The sequence below is a fragment of the Mesorhizobium sp. URHB0026 genome (assembly GCF_054059755.1).
This window is the reverse complement of record NZ_JBSSCN010000001.1, coordinates 5,284,997-5,308,314: the sequence shown is the minus strand read 5'-3', so window position 1 is coordinate 5,308,314 and position 23,318 is coordinate 5,284,997. Positions and strand designations below refer to the sequence as shown.

Sequence of the window (23,318 nt, the reverse complement as noted above, 5' to 3'; positions counted from 1 at the left end):
CATGCGGCGGCTGATCGTATCGAGTTTCGTCTCCCTGGATGGCGTCATCGAGGCGCCGATGACGTGGGCCTCGCCATTCTTCGTCGGAGACAATGTGGAGCACGCCTTGCAGGCGCTTTCGAACGTCGAGTTCTTCCTGCTTGGCCGCGCCACCTACGAGATGTTCTTCGCGCGCTGGCCTGAGGTCAAGGGTCCGTACATGGACCGCATCAACGGCCTGAAGAAGCTGGTTGCCTCGACGACGCTGAAGACGGTGTCGTGGAATGCCGAGCTGATCACGGGCGACGTCGCCGAGGCGCTCGCGGCGCTGAAACGCCAGCCGGGCGGCGACATCCTGAAATATGGCGTGTCGCAACTCGACCGCACCTTGCTTTCCGCTGGGTTGGTGGATGAGTATCATCTGTCGATCGTGCCGACATGTGTCGGGCACGGCAAGCGCGCCTTCGACGACGTCGGGCCGATCGATCTCGAACTGGTCGACACGCACCGTTTTGCCAATGGCGTGGTGACGCTGACCTATGTGCCGCGATGAACCAGCAGATCCGCAAATCCCCCGACACGGCGCAAGGTATGCGGGCCTGGCCCGGGTCCGACCGCGTGTTCGACCTGCGCTACGCCGCGTTCCTGGAGACGGTTTCGCATCTACGCGCCAGGCTGCATGGCTATTGCGCGCGCATGACCGGCTCGGCGCTGGATGGCGAGGACATCATGCAGGAGGCGCTGTTCGAGGCCTATCGCAAGATCGAGCTGCTCGACGATGCGCGGGCGCTCCGGCCGTGGCTTTTCCGCATCGCGCATAACAGGTGCATCGATTTCATCCGCAATCGCCGCACGCGGCACGCGGCCGAAGCCTTCTACGGCGGCGACGACATGGTGCAGCCGGTCGAGCCGGCCGGTCCGGGCGCCGGCCGCGCCATCGAGCGGTTGGTGGTGCATCTGCCACCGAAGGAGCGTGCCTGCGTGCTGCTCAAGGATGTCTTCGACCACTCGCTGGAGGAGATCGCCGAGCTGGTCGGCTCGACATCGGGCGGCGTCAAGTCGGCGCTCAGCCGCGGCCGCGCCAAACTCGCCGCTCTACCCGCGCAACCGGCAGCGGCACCGCCACACGATCCCGAACTGGAGCGGCTGCTTGATCGCTATGTCGCGCTCTTCAACGCCAGGGACTGGGACGGCGTGCGCGCACTGACCAGCGCCGATGCACGCCTGCAAGTGTCGGATTGCTACAGCGGGTTGCTCTCGGCTTCGCCCTACTTCGTCGAATATCAGCGCAGCGAACTGCCCTGGCGCATGCGGCCAGGCACGTTCGAAGGGGAGATGGTGCTGGTCGTCGACAGGCAATATGGCGAGGTCTGGCGGCAGGCGTATCTGGTCCGGATCGGCGCCACGGGCGGGGTGATCGACAGCATTGCCGATTACTACGCGTGTCCATGGATGCTGGAGATGGCAAACGCGGAGGGGTAATGGATTTATCCTGTCTCCTCGCCGGTATCGTTTCTCTGCCTACTTCACCCAGCGACTTCGCGGGGCTTAGCGAGCATGGCGACGTGGCTGGTCGCAAGCTCGGTCACCTCAGCGCCGATCGCCTTGGCCATCGCCGCTTCGGCAGCCGGCGGTATCATGCCATGATGACTGGTGACGATGTAGAAGCTCGGCTTGGTCTCGTAGGCGGCGGCAGTGAGCTTCTCGTCAAAAATGCCGGCAAAGGGCGGACCTTGCGTGGCGGCGATCAGGTGCCGGCTGGCCCTCGCCAAGATCGTTCACCGACAGGCCCTTTGGCGGCGCGAAGGCGGCGACGTAGACCACCGCCTTGACCTTGTCGTCCACGCCCGCCTGACTGATGACGACACCGCCCCAGGAATGGCCGACCAGAATGACCGGCCCCTGCTGGGCATCGATGACGCGCTTGGTTGCGCCGACATCGGCGGCAAGCGAGCTCAGCGGATTTTGCACCGCCACCACATTGAGCCCCTTGGCCTCCAGCAAGGGAATGACCTTGCTCCAGCTCGAGCCGTCGGCGAAGGCGCCATGCACCAGGACGACCGTTTTCTTTTGGAACATCGGCGGCTGACGCCGGTGCTGTCGCCGTCAGGAGAACGCGGTTCCCAGAGCGAGCCAGGAAAATGCGTTAGCGGAATAGAACGTCTCCCATCGTCGCGAAGGGCCGCACCCTTGCTGGGCGCAGTGGTCGCTGAAGCCGTGCTGTTACTTGGCGAGGAAATCTGTAATCAGCCTGACGGTGGCATCCGGGTTTTCCTCCATGATCCAATGGCCGGACGCTGGCACGATGGCGCCCGTCACGTCCGACGCAACGAACCGCAGGACGTCGGCCTGTGTCGTGCCTGCCGATTTCTCCGCGCCGGCCGCCAGCACCGGCATGGGCAGTTTGCCGTCGTTGGAAAGCATCGCCTGGTTGTCGATGGCGTCCTCGTCGAATGCCTTGAACTGCTCGAAGGCGTCATGCATGGCATGCGGCCGCGCATAGAGTTTTGCGTAGTGGACGCGCGTCGCCTCGTCGATCTTCTTCGGATCGGCCGACAGTTCATTGTAGAAGCGGTCGAGGTAGATGCGCTCGCGGCCTGCGACCAGCCGCTCCATATCGGGGCCGCGGAAGTTGAAGTGCCACAGAAGCGGGCTTTGCTTGATCTTGTCCCAATCGCCGATGCCCGGCAGCGGCGCGTCAATGACAACCCATTTGGTGATGCGCTTCGCATACTGCGCGGCTAGCGCATAGCCGACCATGTTGCCGATGTCGTGTGTCACCAGATCGGCCTTGTCGACCCTCAGCGCGTCCATCACGCCGGCGATGTCGACCGCCTGGTTCTTCTTGGTGTAGCCGCTGTCCGGGTGCGCCGAAAGGCCCATGCCGCGCAGGTCCGGCACGATCACCGTGTGATCCTTCATCAGGGCTATCGCGGCCGGAGCCCACATGTCGCCGGTATCGCCGAAGCCATGCAGGAGTACAACCGCCGGACCTTTTCCGCCGACGCGGACGTGCAGGCTGGTGCCGTTGGTCTTGATCGTCTGCGTCTTGAAACTGGCAGGAAAAGCGACCACGCGGGCCGAAGCCGGGACACTCATTGCCAACAACCCGAGCACGATGACCAAAGGACGAAACATGAAATCACTCCTGGAGATTTTGTTTTGGAATCTTTGTTCTGCGCAATTTCCGGACGGAAAACCGCTACGCACTTTTCCTGGAATTGCTCTATCACCGCGGTATCGCGGTTTTGTGAACTATGACACCATGTCCTTGATTTCGTTAGGCGTCGGTCGCCTGATTGTGAATTCGGGAAAGCCGAACAATGCTGAAGCTCGAATCCGCCGCCGCCTTCGTCGCCGTCGCGGAATCCGGTTCGATCACCGAGGCGGCCAGGCGCATGAACCTGTCCAAATCCGTCATCAGCGAACGGCTGTCGGAGCTTGAACGCGGCCTCGGCACAAAGCTGCTGGACCGCACCACCCGCAAACTCTCGATCACCGAAGCGGGGCGAGGCTTTTACGAGCGCGCCAAGCGCATCATGCAGGAGGTGGTCGAGGCCAAAGCCGAAATCGCCGAACAGCGCGGCGAACTCGCCGGACCGCTCAGGATATCGGCGCCGACAAGTTTCGGCATTCTCCATCTCGGCCCGGCGCTGTATGGCTTCCTCGCCAGGTACCCGGGGGTTGAGCTGACGCTCGATCTCGACGATCGTTTCGTCAGCATAGTGGCCGATGGCTACGATGCCATCGTGCGTCACGGGCCGATCGTCGATGACGGAGCCGTCATCGTCAGGAAGCTGGCTTCCAGCCGTCGCTTCTTGGTCGCCTCACCGGACTATGTCGAGCGATTCGGACGGCCGGCGACCACCGACGAGCTGAAACGCCACAAGGGCATCATCTTTTCCATCCGGGGTGCAGCCGACTGGCGGTTCAAGATTTCGCGGCGGCTGGTGACGATCCGCCCGCAAACCGCGCTGCGCGTCAACAATGGGATTTTGATGCGCGACGCAGCCCTTGCCGGCCTCGGCCTGACACTGCTCCCCGCCTATTTCATCCGGACCGAGATCGCCGACAGGCGATTGACGGTCATCGATGTCGGCGCCGAGCCTGAAGGAGCCGCCATCTATATAGCCTGTCCCGAGGACAGGCGCGGTTCCGCCAAACTGCGCGCGCTGACCGCATGGCTGCGCGATGCCTTTGGCGATCCGCCCTATTGGGAGGCTCGAGCCGGCGCTCATTTCGCATCGTGAAAAATGATGCCGATCGTGTGGCGCATGCCTGAGCGCAGGCGGCTGACGCCGTGGCGCAGGTTGACGCGGTAATTGCCTTTCGTGCCCTGCACCGGCCGGTTGTGGACCGCGAAGGCCACCGCATCGCCCTGGCGCAAGGGCACCACTTCGACCCGGCTCTGCATGCGCGGCCGCTGTTCGGTCAAAGCGAATTCGCCGCCGGTGAAATCCTCGCCCGGCTCGGAAAGCAGGATCGCCACCTGCAGCGGGAAGGCGAGGTCGCCATAGAGGTCCTGGTGCAGGCAGTTGAAGTCGCCGGGCACATATTGCAGCAAAAGCGGCGTCGGCCTGACCTGGCCGGCGGCATGGCATTGGTCGAGAAACGCGGCATGCGTGGCGGGGTAGCGCGTGGCGACGCCCATGCGCTCGTTCCACCGGTTGGCGACCTCGGCCAGCCTGGGGTACAGCGCGCCGCGCAGGCCGCCGACCAGATCGGGCAAGGGATAGCGGAAATAGCGGTATTCGCCCTTGCCGAAACCATGCCTGGCCATAAGGATGTGGCTGCGGAAATGCTGCTCCTGTGGATAGAGGCCGGCGAGTTGCCGGCACTCATCGGCGGAGAGCAGCTTTTCCATCACCGCGCAGCCGAAGCCGTCGAGCTCGGTGGCGAGCGCCGGCCAATCATAGGCGGCGATGCGTGTCTCGGCGGCTTCGATCAGCGATGGCGCGACCTTGGCGTCGGCGTTCATATCGCGGCCTCCCTTTCCAGCAATACGCGCTTGCGTTCTATGCCCCAGCGGTAGCCGGACAGCGAACCGTCGGCGCGCAACACGCGGTGGCAGGGAATGCCGAGCGCGATGGCATTGGCGGCACAGGCAGTCGCCACGGCGCGGGCGCCCTCCGGCATGCCGAGGCGCCGGGCAAGGGCGGTGTAGGTGACCGTGGCACCGCACCGGATGGCGCGCAGCGCCTCCCACACGCGCTGCTGGAAGGGCGTGCCGTGACGCATGTCGAGCGGCAGGTCGAGACCCGCGCCGGGCGTTTCGATGAAGCGCGCTATCGCCGCGAGATCATCGCGCAGGCAGGCCGCGTCTTCGAGCAGCACCCTGCCGGGGAAGCGGTTGGCGAGGTCCTGCCGCAACGTGCCGGCGTCGGAGCCGATGAGGATGGCGCAGACGCCGATGGGGCCGCGCGCCGCCAGGATGTTCCCAAGCGCCGACTGGCCGATGGCATAGGTGATGGTGTCGAGGACGACGCTGGCGGCTGTCGCCTTGAGATCGGGTTGCATGTGGTTCATTGCCTTCACTCCTTCTGTGTGCCTGAACCCTAGCCATGTGCCTGATGTTCCTCACTCCGGTGCTTGCTTTCAAATTCAAATCCCTGGGGGCTGAACGGCGAAAGCAGGTGCCGTCGAGTGCGGTTTTTGACCACCCTCATGCGACACGGGTGACGCCGATCTCGCCCAGCAAAAAAACTTCGCCTGATATCAGCCGCAGCTCGAACTCGCCGGTCGCCATGCGGCGCCACTCGGCCTTGCCATCCTCGACAAGCTCGCCAATGGCAGCCAACACCAGCGCCTTCGCGTCCTCCAGGCTGACGGCAGCGCCGTTGGCGACCTGACCGTTCGCACCGGCGGTGGAAGACCTGGCCATCGCGCGCATTGCGGTCAGGCCCGCGAGGACCGGTGGGCATTGTCAGCAGCCTCGCCGGCCTCGCGGTCGAGCAGCGCGCGTTTGCGCTCGGCGCCCCAGGCATAGCCCGACAGGGCGCCATCCTTCCGGATCACACGATGGCAAGGGATGACGACCGCGTGGGCATTGGCGGCACAGGCGGCGGCGACGGCGCGGGTCGCCTTGGGAGCACCGACACGGCCGGCGATCTCGGCATAGGAAACCGTGCGGCCAGCCGGGATGTCCCGCAAGGCCTGCCAGACGCGCTGCTGGAACGCGGTGCCGCGCACGTCGAGCGGCAGGTCGAGACCGAGCGCCGGCGCCTCGACTAAACCGACGACGCGGGAGACCAGCGCCTCGTAGTCGCGGTCGCCACCGATCAGCCGGGCCTTGGGGAAGCGGTCCTGTAGGTCGCGCACCAGCGCGTCGGGATCGTCGCCGAGCAGAATCGAAGCGACGCCTTTTCGGCTCGACGCGACCAGGATGGCACCGAGCGAGGATTCGCCGACGGCGAAGCGGATGTCCTCGTTGGTGCCGCCGGAACGGTAGCGCGTCGGCGTCATGCCGAGCATGCCGGTGGACTTTTCATAGAAACGCCCGCTCGAATTGAAGCCGGCGTCATAGATTGCCGCCGTCACGCTGGCGCCGTCCTCGAGACCCTGGCGGACGCGGGCGGCCCGCCGTGCCGCGGCATAGTCCTTCGGTGTCAGCCCGGTGATCGCCTTGAAGACGCGGTGGAAATAGCCGGGGCTGCGGCCGGCGGCGGCAGCCAGTTCGGCAAGTAGCGGTTCGTCCTCGCTCTCTTCGATCCTGCGGCAGGCATCGGCGACCATGGCGGCGTTGGCGGCCTCGAGCGAAGGGCCGTCCGGATTGCAGCGCCGGCATGGGCGAAAGCCTGTCGCCTTCGCCGCCTGCAAAGTGTCGTGCAACTGGACATTGGCGGGGTTGGCGCGCCGCGACGGACAGGAGGGCCGGCAATAGACGCCGGTTGTCGCCACCGAATACCAGAACGCGCCATCGGCCGACTTGTCGCGCGCGACGATGCGGGCCCAGCGCGGATCGTGGGCGACCGGCAGCGGCGCGGGTTGCAGATGTTTGGCCAGGGCGATGAACATGGCCGGCATTGAAGCCGCCAAAAGCCGGCCTCGCCACCCGTTTCCTGACAGGGCCCGCGCGTGCCTACGCCGCGCGTTTGGGTTCCACCGCGAACGGGCTCAGCCCCAGCCAGGCCTGCATTTTCCTGCCGATGGCCTGGTCGCCGGTCAGGGTGACCTTCGCACCGGCCTTCTCGACGGTGAGCACTCCCATCCAGATCGCCGTCATCGTGTGCAGGTCGGTCGAGACATAGAGGTCGACGTCGAAGCCCGGATCGTACCAGCACAGGTCGACTTCGCCGTGCTTTTCGACGATCAGCCACCAGGAGCGTTTGGAGGCGGGGAGTTCTTGATACAGAAATTGTATCACCGTGCGTCCCTCGGGCAGCGGCGAGGGGTTCAAATTGCGCCGCATGTCCCACATCAGCAGCGACGGATCGAGGTTTTTGAGCGACAGCCTGGATTCGACCCATTTCTGGCCCCAGAAGCCCATCGCCTCGACCACCGGGCGCAAATCGCGGCCGGCTTCCGTCAGCCGATAGTCGAAGATTCCTTTTTCTCCCAGGACCTCCTTGCGCTCGACGATTCCTGCCAGCTCAAGCTCCTTAAGCCGTTGCGACAGAAGGGTCGGCGACATTTTGGGCACGCCGCGGCGCAAGTCATTGAAACGGGTCGAACCGGCCACAAGCTCTCGCATCAGCACCATCGTCCAGCGGGTGCACAGCACCTCGGCGGCCATCGATAGCGGGCAGAACTGTTTGTATCCGTGCTGGGTCATGACCGTGCCTCTCCCTCGAACCTTGGGAGAACATTAGTCCTTCGTGATTGAAGCGGCGAGTACAGAAACTGTACCGGCCCAGTACAGATCGCGGACTGGTCGGCTCGGGCCCCGCCATGCGAACCCATTGGACGGTTGCACGGGATATCCCTGTGCGCCGCAACCAGGAGACGACAATGACTGCTTACGTTATCGCCGATATCAAGATGAAGGACCCGAAATGGGTGCCGGCCTATGCCGCCTCGGTGCACGACCTCGTCCACAAGCATGGCGGCAAATATCTGTCGCGCAGCGGCAATGTGAAGACGCTCGAAGGCAAGCCGCTCGACACCACGCTGATCGCCCTGATGGCGTTCCCGTCGGAAGCGGCGGCGCGCGCCTTCACCGACGATCCGGCCTACGCGCCTTTCGTTTCGGCCCGCCAGGGCGGCAGCGACAGCCGTTTCCAGCTGATCGACGACACCGATCTGGCAGGAACGATCCCGTATCTGCCGAAGGGATGATCTCTCCCGGCATTCCTTGCACCGTATCCCGGGTCACCAGGCAACAACAGTCACAGCGCTTGCCTGCCGGGCCTCCGTATTTTCGGCGGCCGGCCCGCTGTGCTTTTTCAAGAAGAATGGAACAAACATGATACGCGATTTTCGCAACGGGCTTTTCGTGGCAGGGGCCATTCTGGCCGTCTGCACCACCTTTGCCCAGGCGCATCAGGAGGCGGCCGAAACCGCGTCCGGTGCCAATCCGCTGGCCGAAAAGGTGCGGGCCGCCAACAGCCGGTTTCTCGACTTCAACGCCGCGACGGCGGAAGGCTATGCGCCCATTCCCTGCGCCAGCGGTATCACCGGCGGCGCCATGGGCATCCACTATGTCAATGGCGGGTACCTGAAGGACGACAAGATCGACATCGCCCGTCCCGAAGCGGTGATGTACGAGCCGATGGCCGACGGCACGCTGAAGCTGGTGGCGGTCGAATACATCACCTCGAAGGGGCCGGCGTCGCTCGAGGGACAGCTGTTCAACTTCAACAGCGCGCCCAATCGCTATGGCCTGGGTGAGTTCTACGAACTGCATGTCTGGGCCTGGAAAGGCAACCCGACCGGCACGTTCGCCGACATGAACCCGAAAGTGTCGTGCGAACACGCGATGGCGCCGAGCCAGTAAGCGGCATAGCCAGGCGGCGCCAATGCCGCCTGGCCGAAGTCTCGATTCTGGGTGAAGTTTCTCAGGCGGTCTTGATCAGCCCGAGCTGGGTGAGGGCGGCGACGCCGTCGTCGAGGCCGATTTCCTCGACGATCCTGCCGTCGATCACCTTGAGCACCGTGGTGCCGGTGAAGCGCATCGTGCGGCCCGTCGCGGCGGGCAGCGAACCGATGAGAAAATCGCCGAAGGCCGGGCCGGTATGCGTGCCGCCCCCTTCCCACTGGCCGACGACGTAGTCGCCCTCGGCGATGAGATCGGCGGTGGCCCAGAAGTTGAGATCCGGGAAGGCTGCACGAAAATCGGTCATGAATGCCTTGATGTCGGCGCGCCGCGGCGCGGCTCGTGCAGCGAGTATTTGAGCAGCATATCGGGGGCGGCGACGGCATCGACGGCGGAGAGGTCGCAGGTTTCACCCCAGAAGTCGGTGAACCATCTGATTACGACGGCCTTGTTGTCTTCCTGCTTGGTCATTGGGAGGTCCTTTTTGTCTTGCTTCGCGATCACCGGACTGGCTGGTGAACACGGCCATTCCTATGATCAATCGAGGCGCGCCAAACTCCGGTTCTTGCCCGCCAATCAAAAGGCTGATGCCAAGATCGTCGCCGGGAGGGTGGACATTCCGCCCTTCCGCGGCCCGGTAACGGTTTCTTCTCTGGTTTTGCCGCAGATTGCCCAGGGGCGGGGGTGGCGGAACGGACGATGGCGGGTCAGGGTAAGAAAAGTCGCAGCGGAGCGTTTTGGGCCAAGGCCCTGGAGCGGGCCCATCTTGGCGTCTGGGACTGGGATCTCAGCACCGGCGACTGCTTCTATTCGGCGACCTGGGCGCGAATGCTGGGTTACGAGGAGGGCGAACTCGCCAATACCAGTGACCTGTGGCTGCAGCTTACCCATCCCGACGATCGGGAACGGGCGCAGGCCAGTGGCGACCGCCACATTGCCGGGCTGACCGACGCCATCGAGACCGAACTCAGGCTCAAGCACAAGCAGGGCCATTGGGTTTGGGTGCTCGACCGAGGCGGCATCGTCGAGAGCGACGCCGACGGGAAGCCGCTCAGGCTGATGGGCGTGCAGACCGACATCTCCAAGCAGAAGGCGGCCGAAGCCGCGCTCGAACAGGTCAATATCCGCTTTCGCCTGGCGCTCGCCGCCAGCGGCACCGGTATCTGGCACTACGACATCGCTACCAACAAGAGCTATTGGGACGCGCGCACAAGAGAGATATTCGGCCTCGTCGCAGTGACCGACGAGGTGACGGCCGATCTCTGGCACAGCTACCTGCATCCCGACGACAAGGACGCCGCCGAACGCGCCCACAGGGTGCCGTTGGAAAGCGACGGCGTCATCGCCGCGCAGTACCGCATTATCAAGCGCGACGGCCAGATCCGCCATGTCGATTCGCTGCTGCGCTTCATCGCCGCCGCCGGTGCCGCGGGCCAGGTCCTGGGCACCGTGCGCGACATCACCGAGGACAAGTTGCGCGAACAGGAGCTTGCCTTCGCCGCCCGACACGACGCACTGACCGGCCTTTGGAACCGCGCCGCCTTCGACCGGCTGCTCGCCCACCACATCACCACTGCCGTGCCGCTGGCGGTGTTCTATGTCGACCTCGACTACTTCAAGGCCCTCAACGATTTCGCCGGCCATGCCGCGGGCGATCTGGCGCTGAAGAGCGTCGCGGCGGGTATCGGCCGCTGCCTGCCGCCATCGGCGCATGCGGCGCGGCTCGGCGGCGACGAGTTTGCCCTGATGGTGCCCGATTGCGACGCCGTTCAAGCAGAAGGTCTGGCCGCCGCCATCCTGGCGGCCGTGCGCGACGCCGATCTTGGCCTTGCCGCGACGTCGCGCCGGCTGGCGGCCAGCATCGGCATCACCATCGTCCGCGACCGTGCCACCACGGTTGCCGACGCGCTGGCCTGCGCCGACGATGCCTGCTACGCGGCCAAGGCCGCCGGGCGCGATCGCTTCGCGCTGTTTTCGACCGATGCCGTCTCCGGTTCGGTCGGCCTCAACGCGGCTCGGCTCGCAGCCGACACGGTCGACGCCATGGATGACGGCAGGCTGAAATTGTTCGGCCAGCAGATCCACCTGCTGGGCAGGCCCTGGGAAGAGAGCCGCCATGTCGAGGTGCTGGCGCGGCTTGCCGGACAGGGTGGCCGGCTGATCCCGCCTGGCGAGTTCATTCCGGCGGCGGAGCGCTTCGGCGTTGCCGCGCGGCTCGACCGCTGGATCATCCGCACCGCGCTGTCTCGGCACGGCGCGGCGATGAAGTCCGGCGCGATCACGCTCGGCTTCAACCTGTCGGCGCAGACGCTGAGCGACCCGGGACTATGGGATTTTGTCGACCGGGTCATCGAGGAAACCGGGACGCCGCATTTCGGTATCGGCTTCGAGATCACCGAAACCGCCGCCGTCACCAATTTCGATGCGGCCGAGGCGTTCGTGCGCAAGGCGCGCGAGCGGAGCTGCCGGGTCAGCCTCGACGATTTCGGCGCCGGCATGAGTTCGTTCGAATATCTCAGGCGCTTTCCGGTCGACGCGATCAAGATCGATGGCTCCTTCATCGAACACGTCACCGAAAGCCGCTTCGATCGCGAGATCGTGCTGGCCATCACCAGCATTGCCCGCAGCCTCGGTTGCACCGTGGTGGGCGAAAAGATCGAGCGGCAGGACACGGTGGCCATGCTGGGCGATATGGGCGTCGAGTTCGGTCAGGGTTTTCTGCTGCACCGGCCCGAACCGCTGGAGCGGGTCGTGGCGCAAGCGGCTCGAATGGCCGGCGCCGCATCGAGACGCAGGGCGTCCTGACGGATCAGATGCACGTCGCTCCAAAAACGGCCTGGAGCGCCAAGCGTGAAGACGCAGACTTGATGCGCAGGCTGAACCAATTCCACGCGTGCTGTTCAGCCGAGTCGGCGCGCCGACGCTCGCGGAAATTCCAGCACTCCGGGTTCCGGCTTCCTGTGTTGTGCTTCCGCCACCATCTCGATCAACAGGTCGAGGGCCTCGCATGTGGCGCAGCTCGTCTCGTCATTGCCGCGCAGATAGTGGTAGGCGCGTTCGAGATGGAGACGGGCGGCTGAAAAATCGCTGGTCAATGGTCCCTCCATGATCCCGCCCTGATGGATATTGGCCGGCCTGGCGCAAAGTGGCGTAAATATCCCCAGGCGCCTTTTATTCAAATGCCGGCGAATGCCGTGAGAGGCGCCCTGGCGGCGGCGCCGCCGTGTCAGGGCGCCATGGCTTTGCACGGTTTGGCGGCGCGGCTAGAGTCATAAGACAAGCAATCCCAGGAAAGTGTGTAACCGGTTTCCGTCCGGAATTGCGTAAAAGGCACAGAGCTGGAGTGCGCTCTTTAGTCCGAGGTGAAATCGATGATCGTTCAAGCCTGCATCAACGGCGCGCGTCCGCGCGATTTCCATCCCACGCTGCCGCTGACGGCACAGGCTATGGCCGGCGATGCCGCTTCCTGCGTCGCCGCGGGTGCCGCCGAACTGCACATCCATCCGCGCGGCGCCGACGGGCGCGAAAGCCTGGCGGCGGTGGATGCGACGGTCCTTGCCGTGCGCCAAGCCTGCCCGGGCACATTGATCGGCGTCTCGACCGGCGACTGGATCGAGAACGATGTGGCGCGCACCCGCGCGGCGATCGCCGCCTGGCGGGAACTGCCCGATTATGCCTCGGTCAATCTTTCGGAAGCCGACGCGCCCGCCGTGATGGAGCTGTTGCGCAAGCAGGGCGTCGGCATCGAGGCGGGGCTGGCCACGACGGAAGATGCCGAGCGCTTCGTGGCGCTCGCCGATCACGGCCGCGTACTGCGCATCCTGATCGAGATCGACATACCGGACCTGCCTGGAGCCCTCGACGAGGCGCATGACATCGCCGCCGTGCTCGACCGCGCAGGCGTGCGGCGGCAGATCCTGCTGCACGGCGTCGACGGCACGGTCTGGCCGTTCGTGCATCTTGCGCGGCAAAAGCGCTGGTCGACACGAGTCGGGCTGGAGGACGGCAAGACGCTCGCCGATGGAACGGTGGCTAGGGACAATGCCGAGATGGTGGCTGGCGCCGCCACAATCTTCCGCTCCACGAGTTAAGCTGAACCTTGTCGGACCTTGTCGGGCTGCGCCGCCAGCGAACTCGGCGATGCCATTCGCGCAGCAAGGCGATTGAGGAACAGCTGAAATAAGGCCACATTCACGAGCGAGGGGAGATGTCCAACCGTTTCGGAGCTCTCGCATGTCGCTGTCCGGCACGACAACCCGCTATGGGCGCCTCGCCCAGGCATTTCATTGGCTGACGGCACTGCTGGTGCTCATTGCCTTCCTGGTCTCGGCGGGCGGTCCGCCGGAGCGGGTCTATTCGGCGGCCAGGGCGTCGACGCTGCTGCTGCACGAGTCGCTCGGCTTCACCGTTTTCTGCTTGCTGGTCGTTCGCCTGATCTGGCGCCGGTTCGATCGTGTTCCCGATGCCCCGGCCATGCCGTCCTGGATGGGGGTCGCCTCGAAGGCAACGCATTGGGCGCTCTATGCGCTGCTGTTCGCGGTTCCGGCGACAGCCATGGTCGGCGCCTTGTTCGGCGGCCACCCGGTTACTGTCTATGGATTGGGAGCGATCGGTCCATTTTCGGGCAGCTGGGGCGCGCCGCTGGCGGAGATTCACGGCACGCTCGGCGACGTCATGATGTGGCTCGCCGGCCTGCACGCGGCCGCCGCCATCTTCCACCATTTCTTCCTTCGCGACCGGGTGCTGAGCCAGATGCTGCCGGGCCTGCCCGATCCGTCGTCGCGCCGGGGCGGCTGAACGTGGTCAGTCGAGAATGATACGGATCGCCTGATCGACGACCCCGTGCAGGCCACTGGCCTGGAAGGAGAGGCGATTGCCGGAGCCGACATTACTGGTCATGGCGATGGTGAGGTCCGTCTCGGGGTCGTGCAGCATGACGGCGACGTAGCCCGGAATGCTGCCCTGGTGGCCGTAGAAGGCGCGGCCGGCATAGGCGCTCCGGAACATGCCCGCGCCCGTCTCCCGCATGCGTGTGCCTGGAAAACTCGCCGGTACGCGGTGTTCGAACATCTCGGCGAAGAAGGAGGGCGACAGCAGCTTGCCGGAGAACAGGCCACGCATGAAGCCGACCATGTCTGACGGGGTCGACACCATGTCGCCGCAGCCATAGGCGGCGGCGAACGGGAAGGAGTCGGACGAATCCTGCAGTTCATTGCAGTAGGGCAGCACGCCGTCCATGCGCCACATCTCGCCGCCCGAGGCTATATCGGTGGGCGCGTTCGGCGCCGGCGGTGGCCGATGGTAATAGCCGCGCACCATCGATTTTTCCGGAAAGGTTTCGGTCGCCGGCGACCAGGTATTTTTCAGGCCGAGCGGCTGCAGTATCGCGGTCCTGACATAACCGCCCAGAGAGTCTTTCGCGACCGCCTCGATCAGAAGGCCGGCCAGCACATAGCCGGTGTTGTTGTAAACGGCAGGTCCGCCCGGCGCCTTCTGCTTGTCGGAGGCGAACGCGATGTCGACCAGCTGTTGCGGCGTCCATTGCCGGCTCGGGTCCATCGGGATGTAATATTCGAATTCCGGCAGGCCGCTGCGATGGTTGATCAGCTGGCGTACCGAAATGGTTTTGGCGCCAGGCAGGTCCGGGAACCAGGAGGCGATCGGCGCGCCGAGGTCGAGCTCGCCGGTCTCGGCGAGCTTGACGAGGGCCGCTGCGACGAAGGTCTTGGTGCAGCTGCCGATCTTGAACAGATGGTCCGACGTGACGGGCGTGCCCTGCGCGCGATCGGCGAGTCCCGCGGTGAGGGCGGTCGGTGTGGTGTCACCCCTGGCATAGGCGAGCGACGCACCCACCGCGCCATCGCCGAGGTAGGCATCGAGGAGAGCGTTCAGGTCTTTTGGCACGGTGGTCTCGCTTTTTTTTGGATCGCGGGATCTTCGCAAATCGGCTGGCGTTTTGCCTTTGATGAGGGGGCACCCGGCGTGACAAGCCTCACTCCGCCATGTCGACGGCGGCGAAATTCTGCCGGCCGAAGGGGTCGAGCACGTAGTTTAGGACGCTCTTGCGGATCGGGATCGCCACCATCGAATGGGCGATCGGCGCCACCGGCACCTCGGCCTTCAGGATGGCCTGCGCCTTTCCATAGATCGCGGCGCGCTCTTTCGGGTCGGCGGCAACGCGGCCCTCATCGAGCAGCTTCTCGAAACCCTTGTCGCACCAGCGCGAGCGGTTGGAGCCGCCCTTCACGCCGTCGCAGGAGAGCAGATAGCTCAGCATGTTGTCGGGATCGCCATTGTCGCTGCTGCCGCCGAGCAGGAAGGCGTCCTGTTCGCCCGCAGCGGTGCGCTTGAGGTATTCGCCCCATTCGAAGCTGACGATCTCCGTGTGCACGCCGACCTTCGCCCAGTCGGCCTGGATCATCTCGGCCATGCGCTTGGCGTTGGGGTTGTAGGGGCGCGACACCGGCATCGCCCACAGGCTGATCTTGAAGCCGCTTTCGTGGCCCGATTCCTTGAGCAGTTTCTTGGCGCCATCGGGATCGTAGTCGATGCCGGCATCGGTGACGGCGCCAAGCTGCGCCGGCGGCACGACGCTGCCGGCCACCGTGCCGGCGCCGGCGTAGACCGCATCGACGATCGCCTTGCGGTCGATGGCCTTGGCCAGTGCCGTGCGCACGCGCACGTCGCCCAGTGGCGGATGCTCGACATTGAAGCCGAGGATGCCGATGTTCTGGCCCTTGAGGTCGAGGACCGTGATGTCGGGATCGCTGCGCAGGTCGGCGACAGCACTTGGCGGCGGCGGGGCGGCGACCTGGCATTCATTGGCCTTGATGCGCTCGACACGGGTCGTCGGCTCGGGCGTGACGGCGAAGACCAGCGTGTCGATCTTCGGCGCGCCGCGCCAGTAATCCTTGTTGGCGGCGTAGCGGACCTGGCTGTCGGGCACATAGGCCTCAAGCACGAACGGGCCGGTGCCGACCGGCATGCTATCGATCAATTCCGGCGTGCCGGCCGCGACCATCTTTTCGGTCTGTTCCAGCGACAGGATGGAGAGATAGTCGAGTGCCAGCCCGGCCAGGAAGGTGACGTTGGGAGCCGTCAGGGTGAAGCGCACGGTGTAATCGTCGACCTTGTCTATTTTCCCGATCAGCGTGCCCATGCCCAACGCGTTGAAGTACTCGTAAGAGCCGCCGCCAAGCTTGTGATAGGGATTGTTGGCGTCGCGCTGGCGGTTGAAGGTGTAGAGCACGTCGTCGGCATCGAAGTTGCGCGTGGGCGAAAAATGCTCGTTCGACTGAAACTTCACGTCGTGCCTGAGATGGAAAGTGTAGGTCTTGCCATCCGACGAGACGTCCCAGCTTTCGGCCAGCGCCGGTCCGACCTCGGTCGTGCCCGGCTTGAACTCGACCAGCCGGTTGAAGATCGTCTTTGCGGCGGCGTCCATGGTGGAATCGGCGATGCCGATCGCCGGGTTGAAGGTCTCGGGATTGGCTTCCGAGCAATAGACCAGCGTCTTGGCGTAGGCCTGCCCGCCGAGAAGGACGGATGAGGCCAGAAGGGACGTGGCAAGAAGGGACGTGACAAGCACCGCGCGCATAGATTTCATCGCAAACGCTCCTGATGACGCATTCGGGGTTGAGGGAAGGAACTTCATGGCGTCGCCGCCGAGGTAAGGAAGCGATCGGGCGCCAGCGCCCCAGCGGTGATGCCGAGCGCGATTACATCTTCGGGCAGCGGCTCGCCCCGCATCAGCGCCGCGCTCAGCCTGGCCAGCGTCAGCGACACCTGAAAACCGTAGCCACCCTGGCCGCCGAGCCAGAAGAAACCGGACAGGCGCGGGTCGAAGCCGGTGACCGGCGTGCGGTCGGGCGCGAAGGTGCGCAGGCCCGCCCATGGCGTCGACGGGCGGCCGATGCGCATCGACGTTGCCTGTTCGATGCGGTCGACGGCGATGGCGACGTCGATATCCTCGGGATACGCATCGCAGGGCTCGGAGTCTGTCTCGTCGGCGAGCGAACCGATCAATCTGCCGGCATCGGGCTTGAAGTAGAACTGCTCGTGCAGGTCGACCACCAGCGGCCAGCCCGCGATGTCCAACCCGACGGGCGGATCGAACAGGAAGGCGGTGCGCCGTTTCGGCTGGAAGCCGAGGCCCGCGAGCCCCGCCATGCCGGCGACAACATCCACCCAGGCGCCGGCGGCGTTGACGACGATGTCAGCCGAGTAGACGCCGGCGCTTGTTTCAACCCGAAAAGCGCTGCCGTCGCGTGAGATGGCGCGGACCTCCTCGCCGGTGCGGATGGTACCGCCGCTGGCTTTGAGCTTGGACGCGCAGGTCGCCAGCATCTTGTCCGTGTCGACATCCACCGCGTCCGGCTCATAGACGCCGCCGCAGGTGGCTTGCCGGGCAACGACCGGAACCAGCGCGTGGAGCTCGGCCGCCGAGAGGCGGCGCACCGATGGCACCAGCGCCTGCAAATCACGAGCCAGCTTGTCGATGGCGGCATCGTCACCGGTCCATCCGACATGCAGCGCGCCACGCCGGTGGGCGACGAAACCGCCCTCGACGATCGCCTGCCGGCTGGCCAGCGTCAGCCCGCGCACGAGGCGGTTGCCGTAAGTCTCGGTGAACAGAGCGGCGGAGCGTCCGCTGGCGTGGTAGCCGAGATGCGGTTCGCGCTCGATGACGGTGACTTCGGCCCAGGCCGCCACCTCAGCGGCAAGCGAGAGGCCGGCAATGCCTCCGCCGATGACGATGATCTTTCTGAGGGAGCTCGACTGCATTCATCAGTCGTAAAAATAATTTCGTATCCAGTCAATATTTAGCGTATAAGAAAATTGTTGATGTTGTTGATGGCAGGGGGGAGTTCGACTACCTAGGGCGGAGCGGCGCGATCCCGCGCCTTGGAGCTGGCGATGTCGGAGCAACCGAACCTCGGTGACTGTCTGCGCTCTTTGAGAAAGACGCATGGCTGGACGTTGCAGGAGGTCAGCGCGCTCACTGGCGTGGCGGTGTCGACGCTGTCCAAGGTCGAGAACGACCAGATGTCGCTGAGCTACGACAAGCTCTTGCAGATCTGCGAGGGGCTCGGCATCCATGTGACGGAACTGCTCAGCGGCGACCGCAAGCAGCCGGCGACGCGCACCCGCCGCTCGGTGACCTCGCAGTCCAACACGCTGCGCCAGCTGACCCGAAACTACGACTACCGGTATCTCGCCACCGACTTGGTGCGCAAGCGCATGGTGCCGATCCACGCCTATGCGCGCGCCCGCACGCCGCAAGAGTTCGGCCCGCTGACCAAGCATGCCGGCGAGGAATTCCTGATCGTGCTCAAGGGCGAGATCGAACTGCACACCGACCAGTACGCGCCGGTGCGGCTGAAAGCGGGCGAGAGCGTCTACATCGATTCCACCATGGGCCACGCCTATCTGTCGGTGGGCGAGGGCGACGCCGAGATGCTGTGCGTCTGTTCCGGCGACGAACCGGACATGGAAGGCACGCTGCTGAGTGAGTTGGAGACGGTGGAAGGATAGGGCGCAGCTCAACGCGCAAGTTTTCTGCAGCCCAATTCAGGCTTTCTCGTTCGAACTGCGCGGCGAAACCGGCTATAGGACCGCTGAAACCGTAGCTCCCGCCAATCTGAAGAGGAAATCCGATGAGTGTAGAAAAGACAGCTGTCATCGTGGCCGGCGGCAGCGGCATGGGGGCGGCGGCGGCCAAGCGGCTGGCGGCGGATGGCTTCAAGGTCGCGATCCTATCCTCGTCCGGCAAGGGCGAGGCGCTGGCCAAGGAGCTGGGCGGCATCGGCGTCACCGGCTCCAACCAATCTAACGAGGATCTGCGGCGGCTCGCGGACCTGACTCTGGAGCGCTATGGCCGCATCGACGTGCTGGTCAACAGCGGCGGCCACGGGCCGCGCGCGCCGATCCTGGAGATCACCGACGAGCAGTGGCACACCGGCATGGACGTCTACCTGATGAACGTCATCCGGCCGGTGCGCATCGTGGCCCCGCAGATGGTCAAGCAGAAGGCCGGCGCCATCATCAACATCTCGACGGCCTGGGTGGCAGAACCGAACGCGATGTTCCCGACATCGGCCGTGTTCCGCGCCGGCCTTGCCGCCTACACCAAGATTTTCGCCAACACCTACGCGGCCGACAATGTGCGCATGAATAATGTGCTGCCCGGCTGGATCGACAGCCTGCCGGCGACCGAAGAGCGCCGCGACTCCGTGCCGATGCAGCGGTATGGGACGTCGGAAGAGATCGCCGCGACGATTGCGTTTTTGGCGTCGGAAGGGGCCGGCTACATCACCGGCCAGAATATACGCGTCGATGGCGGGATTATCCGGGCGATTTGAGGCGGGCCGCAGCGCTACGCGGTCAAGACTTCCGGCTGTTCGAAAAGCGCATGGAGTTCGGAAACCGGCATCGGGCGGCCAAAGAACCAGCCCTGGACGTCCGTGCAGCCATTCTCCCTGACCAGGCGATACTGGGCCTCGGTCTCGACGCCTTCGGCGGTCGTCGTCATGCCGAGCGTGGTGCCAAGGTCGGCGACGGCCTTGACGATCGCCCGGCTTTCGCTGCTCTCGCACATCAGGCTGACGAAGCTGCGGTCGATCTTGATGCGGTTGAACGGGAACGACCTGAGATAGCTCAGCGAGGAATAGCCGGTGCCGAAATCGTCCATGGCGATGCTGATGCCAAGGTCGCGCAGGCTGTGTAGCGTTCTGACGGTGTTTTCATTGTTCGCCAGCAGCACCGACTCGGTGATCTCCAGCTCGAGTCGTGACGGCAGCAGGCCCGAAGCCGCGAGCGCCGAGGCAATCTGGAGCGACAAACCCGGTTGCTTGAACTGGGCCGGCGAGAGATTAACCGCGATCTTGACGGGCAGCGGCCATTTCGCGGCATCGCTGCAGGCACGCTGCATGATCCACTCGCCAAGCGCGTCGATGGCGCCGGTCTCCTCGGCCATCTGGATGAACTCCGATGGCGGCAGCAGGCCGAGGCGTGGATGGTTCCATCGCACCAATGCTTCGAAGCCGGTGAGTGTCGAGGTCTTTGCGTCGTGCAGCGGTTGATAGTACAGGACGAATTCGTCGTTGGTCACGCCGAGGGCAAGTTCGGATTCCAGCTGGCGCCGCTCCTGCAGTTTTGCATCCATTCCCGGCTCGAACGACCGGGCGGTGCCACGACCCTCCATTTTGGCTTTGTACAAGGCAAGGTCGGCATTGCGGATCAGCGCTTCCGAGCTTTGCCCGTCGTCGGGGAAGACGGCGATGCCAATACTGCTGCCGATGTTGACCTTGTGGCCCTGGATCGAGAATTCGTCGGACAAGGCATGAATGACACGGCTTGCCAGCACGCCGGCCTCGTCGTTGCCGTCGAGCAGGAGCTGGAGGATGACGAACTCGTCGCCGCCCACTCTTGCTACCATGGCGGTTTCGCCGGCCTGCTGTTTCAGGCGCTTCGCCACTGCCCCGAGAAGCTCGTCGCCGACCGGATGTCCCAACGTGTCGTTGACCGGCTTGAACCGGTCGAGGTCGATGCAGTGGACGGCCAGCTTCTCATCCTCCCTGAGGCTTCTAAGCGCCTCGTCCATCGTGTCGGCCAGCAGGCCCCGGTTGGGCAGGCCGGTGAGAATGTCGTGCGTGGCGAGGTGCTGGATCTGAGCGGTGCGCTCCTCGACCCGTCGCTCCAAAGTCTCGGCGGCATTGACCTGCATCGTCATGGCCCGCCCGATCGCATACCAGCAGGCCAGCGCCAGCAGGGTGCCCACCGCGACCGCGGCATAACCGGCCAACTCGAATTGCCGCACGGACCGGGTGTCCGTATCGCTGTCGAACCTGCTGTTGGGAAAACCGGCCCAGAGGCGCCAGGCGCTTCTAGGATCGTTGAGTGAGAGCGGGAGGACTTCGGAGTAGATCAGATTGGGGTCCGCCGCTGTGAAGGCTCGGGAATCCGCGGCCAGGGCCGTCGCCATCTTGTGCTGGTCGGATTCGAAACCGTAGCCTGAATTGACGATGACATAGTCGCTGCTCGGCAACAGTTTGCGCAGCGCCGAGGTGAGCATGATCGCCGAGACGGAGCCGCGCAGGCTGCCGTCCCCGGCGTAGACCGGGACCGACAGGATAAAGCCGGAGCGATCGGCGTCATTGCCGGTATGGATGAAATCGGTGTTATCGCAAGTGATGAGCTCCTTCGTGCCGATGATCGGCACATCCAGCCCGTCAATGGCGCTCGAATTTGGATAGTTCGCCTTCAGCCAGGCAAGCTGCTTTGCCAGTTCGTGGTATTCATAGGTCTCGACTTCTTCCGGCGGGCGGGTCAGCGCACTGGCGTCCAGTTTTACCCGCTTTGCGCCGCCAGCGGCATCGGACCTCGCCTTTGCATTCACGATCAGCTGGTCGAACTGGAGGATCGGTTCCTCGAGCTTTCCGGTCAGGGCATCGAAGCCGTCCGGGTCGAAATCCAGCGGCAGAAAGTAGACCTCGGAAATGGAGACGTTGTTGGCGAGGTTGTTGTAGATCTGCTGGATTGTCGCGCGACCCTCGTCGCCAAGGTTCGTGCCATGCCGATCGAGGTTTCTCACGCTTGGCAGGTAGCTCAGAGTCCGCACATTTTCGTAGACGGCCCGCAGGGCGTCTTCGACGGTCTTGGCCGTTGCCCGGGCCGCGGCCTGGGAGTTTTCGACATACCGTTGTCTTGCCAGCGCGAAGTTCCGCTGGGCGTCGATGTGCAGCGCTGCCAGCATCGCCGCGCCGGTCACAAGGATCATGATAAATCCGACTGCTCGCCTGAATGCGTTCATCAGCGTTCCGCCATCGATTGGCAAGGGATACGACAGAGCGGTTTAGGAAGCGCTAATGGGACATGTCATTCGTTACGGCTTCAGGGCGTTGCCACGTATTAAATCCTGCAGGGATGGAGCCCCCGTTCTTCGCGGGTGGGAAGGCCCGGGACTGGGCAGGGCGCGTCAGGGTTCAGTTCGCCGGCACTGCCTGGTGGTCGGCGTCGTTGAGCGTGGCGAGAAACGCGACGATGTCGTCGATCTCGGCGTCGTTGAGCGCCGGTTTGTCGCCGGGCTTCTTGCCGTTGAAGGGTGGATCCTGATTCAAGTTCGGCCAGTAAGCCCTTGGCAGATCGTCATATTGCCTGATCGTGCCGTCGGCATTGCTGGGGTACCAGCGGCCAGGGTCGGTGTCGCGGCTGGCGTAGAAGGCGACCACGTCGCGGAGCGTGTGGAACTATCCGTTGTGGAAGAAACTCTTGCGCAGCGCGACGTTGCGCAGGGTCGGTGTCTTGAACAGGCCGCAATACTCCGTCCGGCCCTTGAAGTCGGTCCGCAGCGGCCCGCACAGGCCGAGATCGACATAGGCCGGGTCGGCGTTGGCTGGGATCGCCGGGTTGCGCGGCACTGCGATGGCGATGAGGCCGAAATCGGTGAATTGCGGCGGCTCGCCGTCACTGGCCGGTTCGCTGAGGTGACAGGAGGCGCAATTGCCTTTCGCCTCGTCCTCGAACAGTTCGCGGCCATGCAGTTCCTGCGCCGACAGCGTTGCCTTGCCGGCGAGGAAGGCGTCGTAGCGGCTGGAATAGGGGTAGAAGTCGACCGCGCTCTGCTCGAACGTGCCAAGCGCCTCGGCGGCGGCGTCGAAGGCATCGCCCGGGCGGTCGAAGACATCGTTGCCGAAGGTCGCCTTGAACTCGTCGGCATAGGCTGACTTGCGCAAGACAGCAGTGACCGCCAGGGCATCCTTGTTGCCCATCTCGAAGGGCGAGAGCAGGGGGATTTTCGCCTGGTCCTCGCCATGGTCGACGCGACCGTCCCAGGTCAGGCCGCCGGTCGGGCCATTGTCGACGCTCTCGTCGCCCTCGTCCTCGGGAATCGTGGAAATGCTCGGTGAAGGCGGGCGCCGCCTCGAGGTAGCGCAGCGACGGCACCGCGCGCACGCCAGGCAGGTCGAGGTTCGGGCCGCCCCTCTCGACGGGAGATGCGGAGGCCGGACCGAAGGCGTGGCGCGGATCGTGGCAGGAGGAACAGGCCTGTTTTCCCGAAGCCGAGAGCGCCGGGTCGAAGAACATTTTTCGCCCCAAGGCAGTCAGCGCCTCGGCGCGTGCGAAGGCTTGCCCACGCGACAGCGGACCGGGATGGACGCCGTCCGGCCCCGCCGTATTCGCGGGCGCGGCAAAGCCAAATGCCGAGATCGCGGCGCTCGCGATAATCAGGCTTTTCCATCGTCTCATCATCATGGGCCACGGTCCGCTTTGGCCCGGAAATAAGAACGCAGTGCAACGGATTGATGACCGGTCCCAGTGCTCACGAAACCGTGTTCGCCGAGGCGGCCGATGTCACAAAGGTGACAAG

Annotated in this window: 23 protein-coding genes and 2 pseudogenes; 10 read left to right on the top strand and 15 right to left on the bottom strand. The window is 64.6% G+C overall.

Going from position 1 to position 23,318, the window contains the following annotated elements; translation table 11 throughout:
• Position 1: 1 nt before the first annotated feature.
• Together ACVWWD_RS26130 and ACVWWD_RS26125 are read left to right on the top strand one after the other, a co-directional pair.
• A complete protein-coding gene (locus ACVWWD_RS26130; RefSeq protein WP_352547502.1) occupies positions 2–532 on the top strand; it encodes a dihydrofolate reductase family protein in 531 nt (176 codons plus the stop codon).
• On the top strand, positions 529–1,461 hold the full coding sequence (locus ACVWWD_RS26125) for a sigma-70 family RNA polymerase sigma factor (protein WP_352547500.1): 933 nt from the start codon (positions 529–531) through the stop codon (positions 1,459–1,461). Before ACVWWD_RS26130 ends, ACVWWD_RS26125 begins: the two co-directional genes overlap by 4 nt.
• Before the next feature lie 44 nt (positions 1,462–1,505).
• Here ACVWWD_RS26125 and ACVWWD_RS26120 read toward each other — a convergent pair whose 3' ends face one another.
• The 3 genes from ACVWWD_RS26120 to ACVWWD_RS26110 all read right to left on the bottom strand — a co-directional run bounded on the left by ACVWWD_RS26120 (position 1,506) and on the right by ACVWWD_RS26110 (position 3,117).
• Positions 1,506–1,751 carry a hypothetical protein gene (locus tag ACVWWD_RS26120; RefSeq protein WP_352547498.1) on the bottom strand — a complete coding sequence of 82 codons (246 nt, stop codon included), beginning with the start codon at positions 1,749–1,751 and terminating at the stop codon, positions 1,506–1,508.
• A complete protein-coding gene (locus ACVWWD_RS26115) occupies positions 1,687–2,058 on the bottom strand; it encodes an alpha/beta fold hydrolase (protein WP_352547496.1) in 372 nt (123 codons plus the stop codon). The genes ACVWWD_RS26120 and ACVWWD_RS26115 overlap by 65 nt, the downstream gene beginning before the upstream one ends.
• 144 nt (positions 2,059–2,202) lie before the next feature.
• Complete coding sequence (locus ACVWWD_RS26110) at positions 2,203–3,117, bottom strand: alpha/beta fold hydrolase (RefSeq protein ID WP_023795763.1); 915 nt, start codon at positions 3,115–3,117, stop codon at positions 2,203–2,205.
• Positions 3,118–3,302: 185 nt separating this feature from the next.
• Between ACVWWD_RS26110 and ACVWWD_RS26105 the strand changes: the two genes are divergently transcribed.
• Positions 3,303–4,229, top strand: coding sequence for a LysR family transcriptional regulator (locus ACVWWD_RS26105; protein WP_352547494.1), 927 nt, complete (start codon positions 3,303–3,305; stop codon positions 4,227–4,229).
• Here the strand turns inward: ACVWWD_RS26105 and ACVWWD_RS26100 are convergent.
• The 5 genes from ACVWWD_RS26100 to ACVWWD_RS26080 form a co-directional block, all read right to left on the bottom strand.
• Complete coding sequence (locus ACVWWD_RS26100) at positions 4,214–4,957, bottom strand: 2OG-Fe(II) oxygenase (RefSeq protein ID WP_352547492.1); 744 nt, start codon at positions 4,955–4,957, stop codon at positions 4,214–4,216. The two genes, ACVWWD_RS26105 and ACVWWD_RS26100, sit on opposite strands and share 16 nt — an antisense overlap.
• Positions 4,954–5,505 carry a methylated-DNA--[protein]-cysteine S-methyltransferase gene (locus ACVWWD_RS26095; RefSeq protein ID WP_352547490.1) on the bottom strand — a complete coding sequence of 184 codons (552 nt, stop codon included), beginning with the start codon at positions 5,503–5,505 and terminating at the stop codon, positions 4,954–4,956. The genes ACVWWD_RS26100 and ACVWWD_RS26095 overlap by 4 nt, the downstream gene beginning before the upstream one ends.
• A 136-nt stretch (positions 5,506–5,641) precedes the next feature.
• Positions 5,642–5,860: a hypothetical protein gene (locus ACVWWD_RS26090; protein ID WP_245273940.1), complete on the bottom strand. Its 219-nt coding sequence runs from the start codon at positions 5,858–5,860 to the stop codon at positions 5,642–5,644.
• A 14-nt stretch (positions 5,861–5,874) separates the two neighbouring features.
• Entirely contained in the window at positions 5,875–6,993 is a 1,119-nt protein-coding gene (gene ada, locus ACVWWD_RS26085) for a bifunctional DNA-binding transcriptional regulator/O6-methylguanine-DNA methyltransferase Ada (RefSeq protein WP_457103645.1), read from the bottom strand.
• 64 nt (positions 6,994–7,057) lie between these two features.
• Positions 7,058–7,750: a winged helix-turn-helix transcriptional regulator gene (locus ACVWWD_RS26080; RefSeq protein WP_023774035.1), complete on the bottom strand. Its 693-nt coding sequence runs from the start codon at positions 7,748–7,750 to the stop codon at positions 7,058–7,060.
• Between the two features lie 176 nt (positions 7,751–7,926).
• Here ACVWWD_RS26080 and ACVWWD_RS26075 point away from each other — a divergent pair, with 176 nt between their 5' ends.
• Positions 7,927–8,253: a DUF1330 domain-containing protein gene (locus ACVWWD_RS26075; protein ID WP_023774036.1), complete on the top strand. Its 327-nt coding sequence runs from the start codon at positions 7,927–7,929 to the stop codon at positions 8,251–8,253.
• Between the two features lie 127 nt (positions 8,254–8,380).
• Positions 8,381–8,911, top strand: coding sequence for a hypothetical protein (locus ACVWWD_RS26070; protein WP_352547487.1), 531 nt, complete (start codon positions 8,381–8,383; stop codon positions 8,909–8,911).
• Between the two features lie 61 nt (positions 8,912–8,972).
• Here ACVWWD_RS26070 and ACVWWD_RS26065 read toward each other — a convergent pair.
• A pseudogene (locus tag ACVWWD_RS26065) lies at positions 8,973–9,421 on the bottom strand (ester cyclase).
• A gap of 228 nt (positions 9,422–9,649) precedes the next feature.
• Between ACVWWD_RS26065 and ACVWWD_RS26060 the strand changes: the two are divergent.
• Positions 9,650–11,755, top strand: coding sequence for an EAL domain-containing protein (locus tag ACVWWD_RS26060; RefSeq protein WP_352547485.1), 2,106 nt, complete (start codon positions 9,650–9,652; stop codon positions 11,753–11,755).
• Between the two features lie 95 nt (positions 11,756–11,850).
• Here the strand turns inward: ACVWWD_RS26060 and ACVWWD_RS26055 are convergent, their stop codons facing one another.
• Positions 11,851–12,045, bottom strand: a complete 195-nt coding sequence (locus ACVWWD_RS26055; RefSeq protein ID WP_352547483.1) for a hypothetical protein — start codon at positions 12,043–12,045, stop codon at positions 11,851–11,853.
• 276 nt (positions 12,046–12,321) lie between these two features.
• Here ACVWWD_RS26055 and ACVWWD_RS26050 point away from each other — a divergent pair, with 276 nt between their 5' ends.
• Both ACVWWD_RS26050 and ACVWWD_RS26045 read left to right on the top strand, forming a co-directional pair.
• Complete coding sequence (locus ACVWWD_RS26050) at positions 12,322–13,041, top strand: 3-keto-5-aminohexanoate cleavage protein (protein ID WP_352547481.1); 720 nt, start codon at positions 12,322–12,324, stop codon at positions 13,039–13,041.
• Between the two features lie 142 nt (positions 13,042–13,183).
• Positions 13,184–13,747 (top strand): cytochrome b, encoded by a 564-nt coding sequence (locus ACVWWD_RS26045; protein ID WP_352547479.1) that lies wholly within the window; start codon positions 13,184–13,186, stop codon positions 13,745–13,747.
• A 6-nt stretch (positions 13,748–13,753) separates the two neighbouring features.
• Here ACVWWD_RS26045 and ACVWWD_RS26040 read toward each other — a convergent pair whose 3' ends face one another.
• From ACVWWD_RS26040 to ACVWWD_RS26030, 3 genes are all read right to left on the bottom strand, one after another.
• A complete protein-coding gene (locus ACVWWD_RS26040) occupies positions 13,754–14,854 on the bottom strand; it encodes a serine hydrolase domain-containing protein (protein WP_023782835.1) in 1,101 nt (366 codons plus the stop codon).
• 88 nt (positions 14,855–14,942) lie between these two features.
• Positions 14,943–16,556: an ABC transporter substrate-binding protein gene (locus tag ACVWWD_RS26035; protein ID WP_023774043.1), complete on the bottom strand. Its 1,614-nt coding sequence runs from the start codon at positions 16,554–16,556 to the stop codon at positions 14,943–14,945.
• 44 nt (positions 16,557–16,600) lie between these two features.
• A complete protein-coding gene (locus tag ACVWWD_RS26030; protein WP_023774044.1) occupies positions 16,601–17,734 on the bottom strand; it encodes an NAD(P)/FAD-dependent oxidoreductase in 1,134 nt (377 codons plus the stop codon).
• A 132-nt stretch (positions 17,735–17,866) separates the two neighbouring features.
• Here ACVWWD_RS26030 and ACVWWD_RS26025 point away from each other — a divergent pair, with 132 nt between their 5' ends.
• Positions 17,867–18,484 (top strand): helix-turn-helix domain-containing protein, encoded by a 618-nt coding sequence (locus ACVWWD_RS26025; RefSeq protein WP_457103495.1) that lies wholly within the window; start codon positions 17,867–17,869, stop codon positions 18,482–18,484.
• A 122-nt stretch (positions 18,485–18,606) separates the two neighbouring features.
• Entirely contained in the window at positions 18,607–19,311 is a 705-nt protein-coding gene (locus ACVWWD_RS26020) for an SDR family oxidoreductase (RefSeq protein ID WP_023774046.1), read from the top strand.
• 14 nt (positions 19,312–19,325) lie between these two features.
• Here the strand turns inward: ACVWWD_RS26020 and ACVWWD_RS26015 are convergent, their stop codons facing one another.
• Together ACVWWD_RS26015 and ACVWWD_RS26010 are read right to left on the bottom strand one after the other, a co-directional pair.
• Positions 19,326–21,728: a putative bifunctional diguanylate cyclase/phosphodiesterase gene (locus tag ACVWWD_RS26015; protein WP_352547473.1), complete on the bottom strand. Its 2,403-nt coding sequence runs from the start codon at positions 21,726–21,728 to the stop codon at positions 19,326–19,328.
• 205 nt (positions 21,729–21,933) lie between these two features.
• Positions 21,934–23,203 (bottom strand): annotated as a pseudogene (locus ACVWWD_RS26010) (cytochrome-c peroxidase).
• Positions 23,204–23,318 lie beyond the last annotated feature (115 nt).

Bases quoted from the DNA above. Each gene is read 5' to 3' on its own strand.
- ACVWWD_RS26130 (WP_352547502.1), top strand. From the start codon at position 2: ATGCGGCGGCTGATCGTATCGAGTTTCGTCTCCCTGGATGGCGTCATC.
- ACVWWD_RS26125 (WP_352547500.1), top strand. From the start codon at position 529: ATGAACCAGCAGATCCGCAAATCCCCCGACACGGCGCAAGGTATGCGG.
- ACVWWD_RS26115 (WP_352547496.1), bottom strand. From the start codon at position 2,058: ATGTTCCAAAAGAAAACGGTCGTCCTGGTGCATGGCGCCTTCGCCGAC.
- ACVWWD_RS26110 (WP_023795763.1), bottom strand. From the start codon at position 3,117: ATGTTTCGTCCTTTGGTCATCGTGCTCGGGTTGTTGGCAATGAGTGTC.
- ACVWWD_RS26105 (WP_352547494.1), top strand. From the start codon at position 3,303: ATGCTGAAGCTCGAATCCGCCGCCGCCTTCGTCGCCGTCGCGGAATCC.
- ACVWWD_RS26100 (WP_352547492.1), bottom strand. From the start codon at position 4,957: ATGAACGCCGACGCCAAGGTCGCGCCATCGCTGATCGAAGCCGCCGAG.
- ACVWWD_RS26095 (WP_352547490.1), bottom strand. From the start codon at position 5,505: ATGAACCACATGCAACCCGATCTCAAGGCGACAGCCGCCAGCGTCGTC.
- ACVWWD_RS26090 (WP_245273940.1), bottom strand. From the start codon at position 5,860: ATGGCCAGGTCTTCCACCGCCGGTGCGAACGGTCAGGTCGCCAACGGC.
- ada (WP_457103645.1), bottom strand. From the start codon at position 6,993: ATGTTCATCGCCCTGGCCAAACATCTGCAACCCGCGCCGCTGCCGGTC.
- ACVWWD_RS26080 (WP_023774035.1), bottom strand. From the start codon at position 7,750: ATGACCCAGCACGGATACAAACAGTTCTGCCCGCTATCGATGGCCGCC.
- ACVWWD_RS26075 (WP_023774036.1), top strand. From the start codon at position 7,927: ATGACTGCTTACGTTATCGCCGATATCAAGATGAAGGACCCGAAATGG.
- ACVWWD_RS26070 (WP_352547487.1), top strand. From the start codon at position 8,381: ATGATACGCGATTTTCGCAACGGGCTTTTCGTGGCAGGGGCCATTCTG.
- ACVWWD_RS26060 (WP_352547485.1), top strand. From the start codon at position 9,650: ATGGCGGGTCAGGGTAAGAAAAGTCGCAGCGGAGCGTTTTGGGCCAAG.
- ACVWWD_RS26050 (WP_352547481.1), top strand. From the start codon at position 12,322: ATGATCGTTCAAGCCTGCATCAACGGCGCGCGTCCGCGCGATTTCCAT.
- ACVWWD_RS26045 (WP_352547479.1), top strand. From the start codon at position 13,184: ATGTCGCTGTCCGGCACGACAACCCGCTATGGGCGCCTCGCCCAGGCA.
- ACVWWD_RS26035 (WP_023774043.1), bottom strand. From the start codon at position 16,556: ATGAAATCTATGCGCGCGGTGCTTGTCACGTCCCTTCTTGCCACGTCC.
- ACVWWD_RS26030 (WP_023774044.1), bottom strand. From the start codon at position 17,734: ATGCAGTCGAGCTCCCTCAGAAAGATCATCGTCATCGGCGGAGGCATT.
- ACVWWD_RS26025 (WP_457103495.1), top strand. From the start codon at position 17,867: ATGTCGGAGCAACCGAACCTCGGTGACTGTCTGCGCTCTTTGAGAAAG.
- ACVWWD_RS26020 (WP_023774046.1), top strand. From the start codon at position 18,607: ATGAGTGTAGAAAAGACAGCTGTCATCGTGGCCGGCGGCAGCGGCATG.
- ACVWWD_RS26015 (WP_352547473.1), bottom strand. From the start codon at position 21,728: ATGATCCTTGTGACCGGCGCGGCGATGCTGGCAGCGCTGCACATCGAC.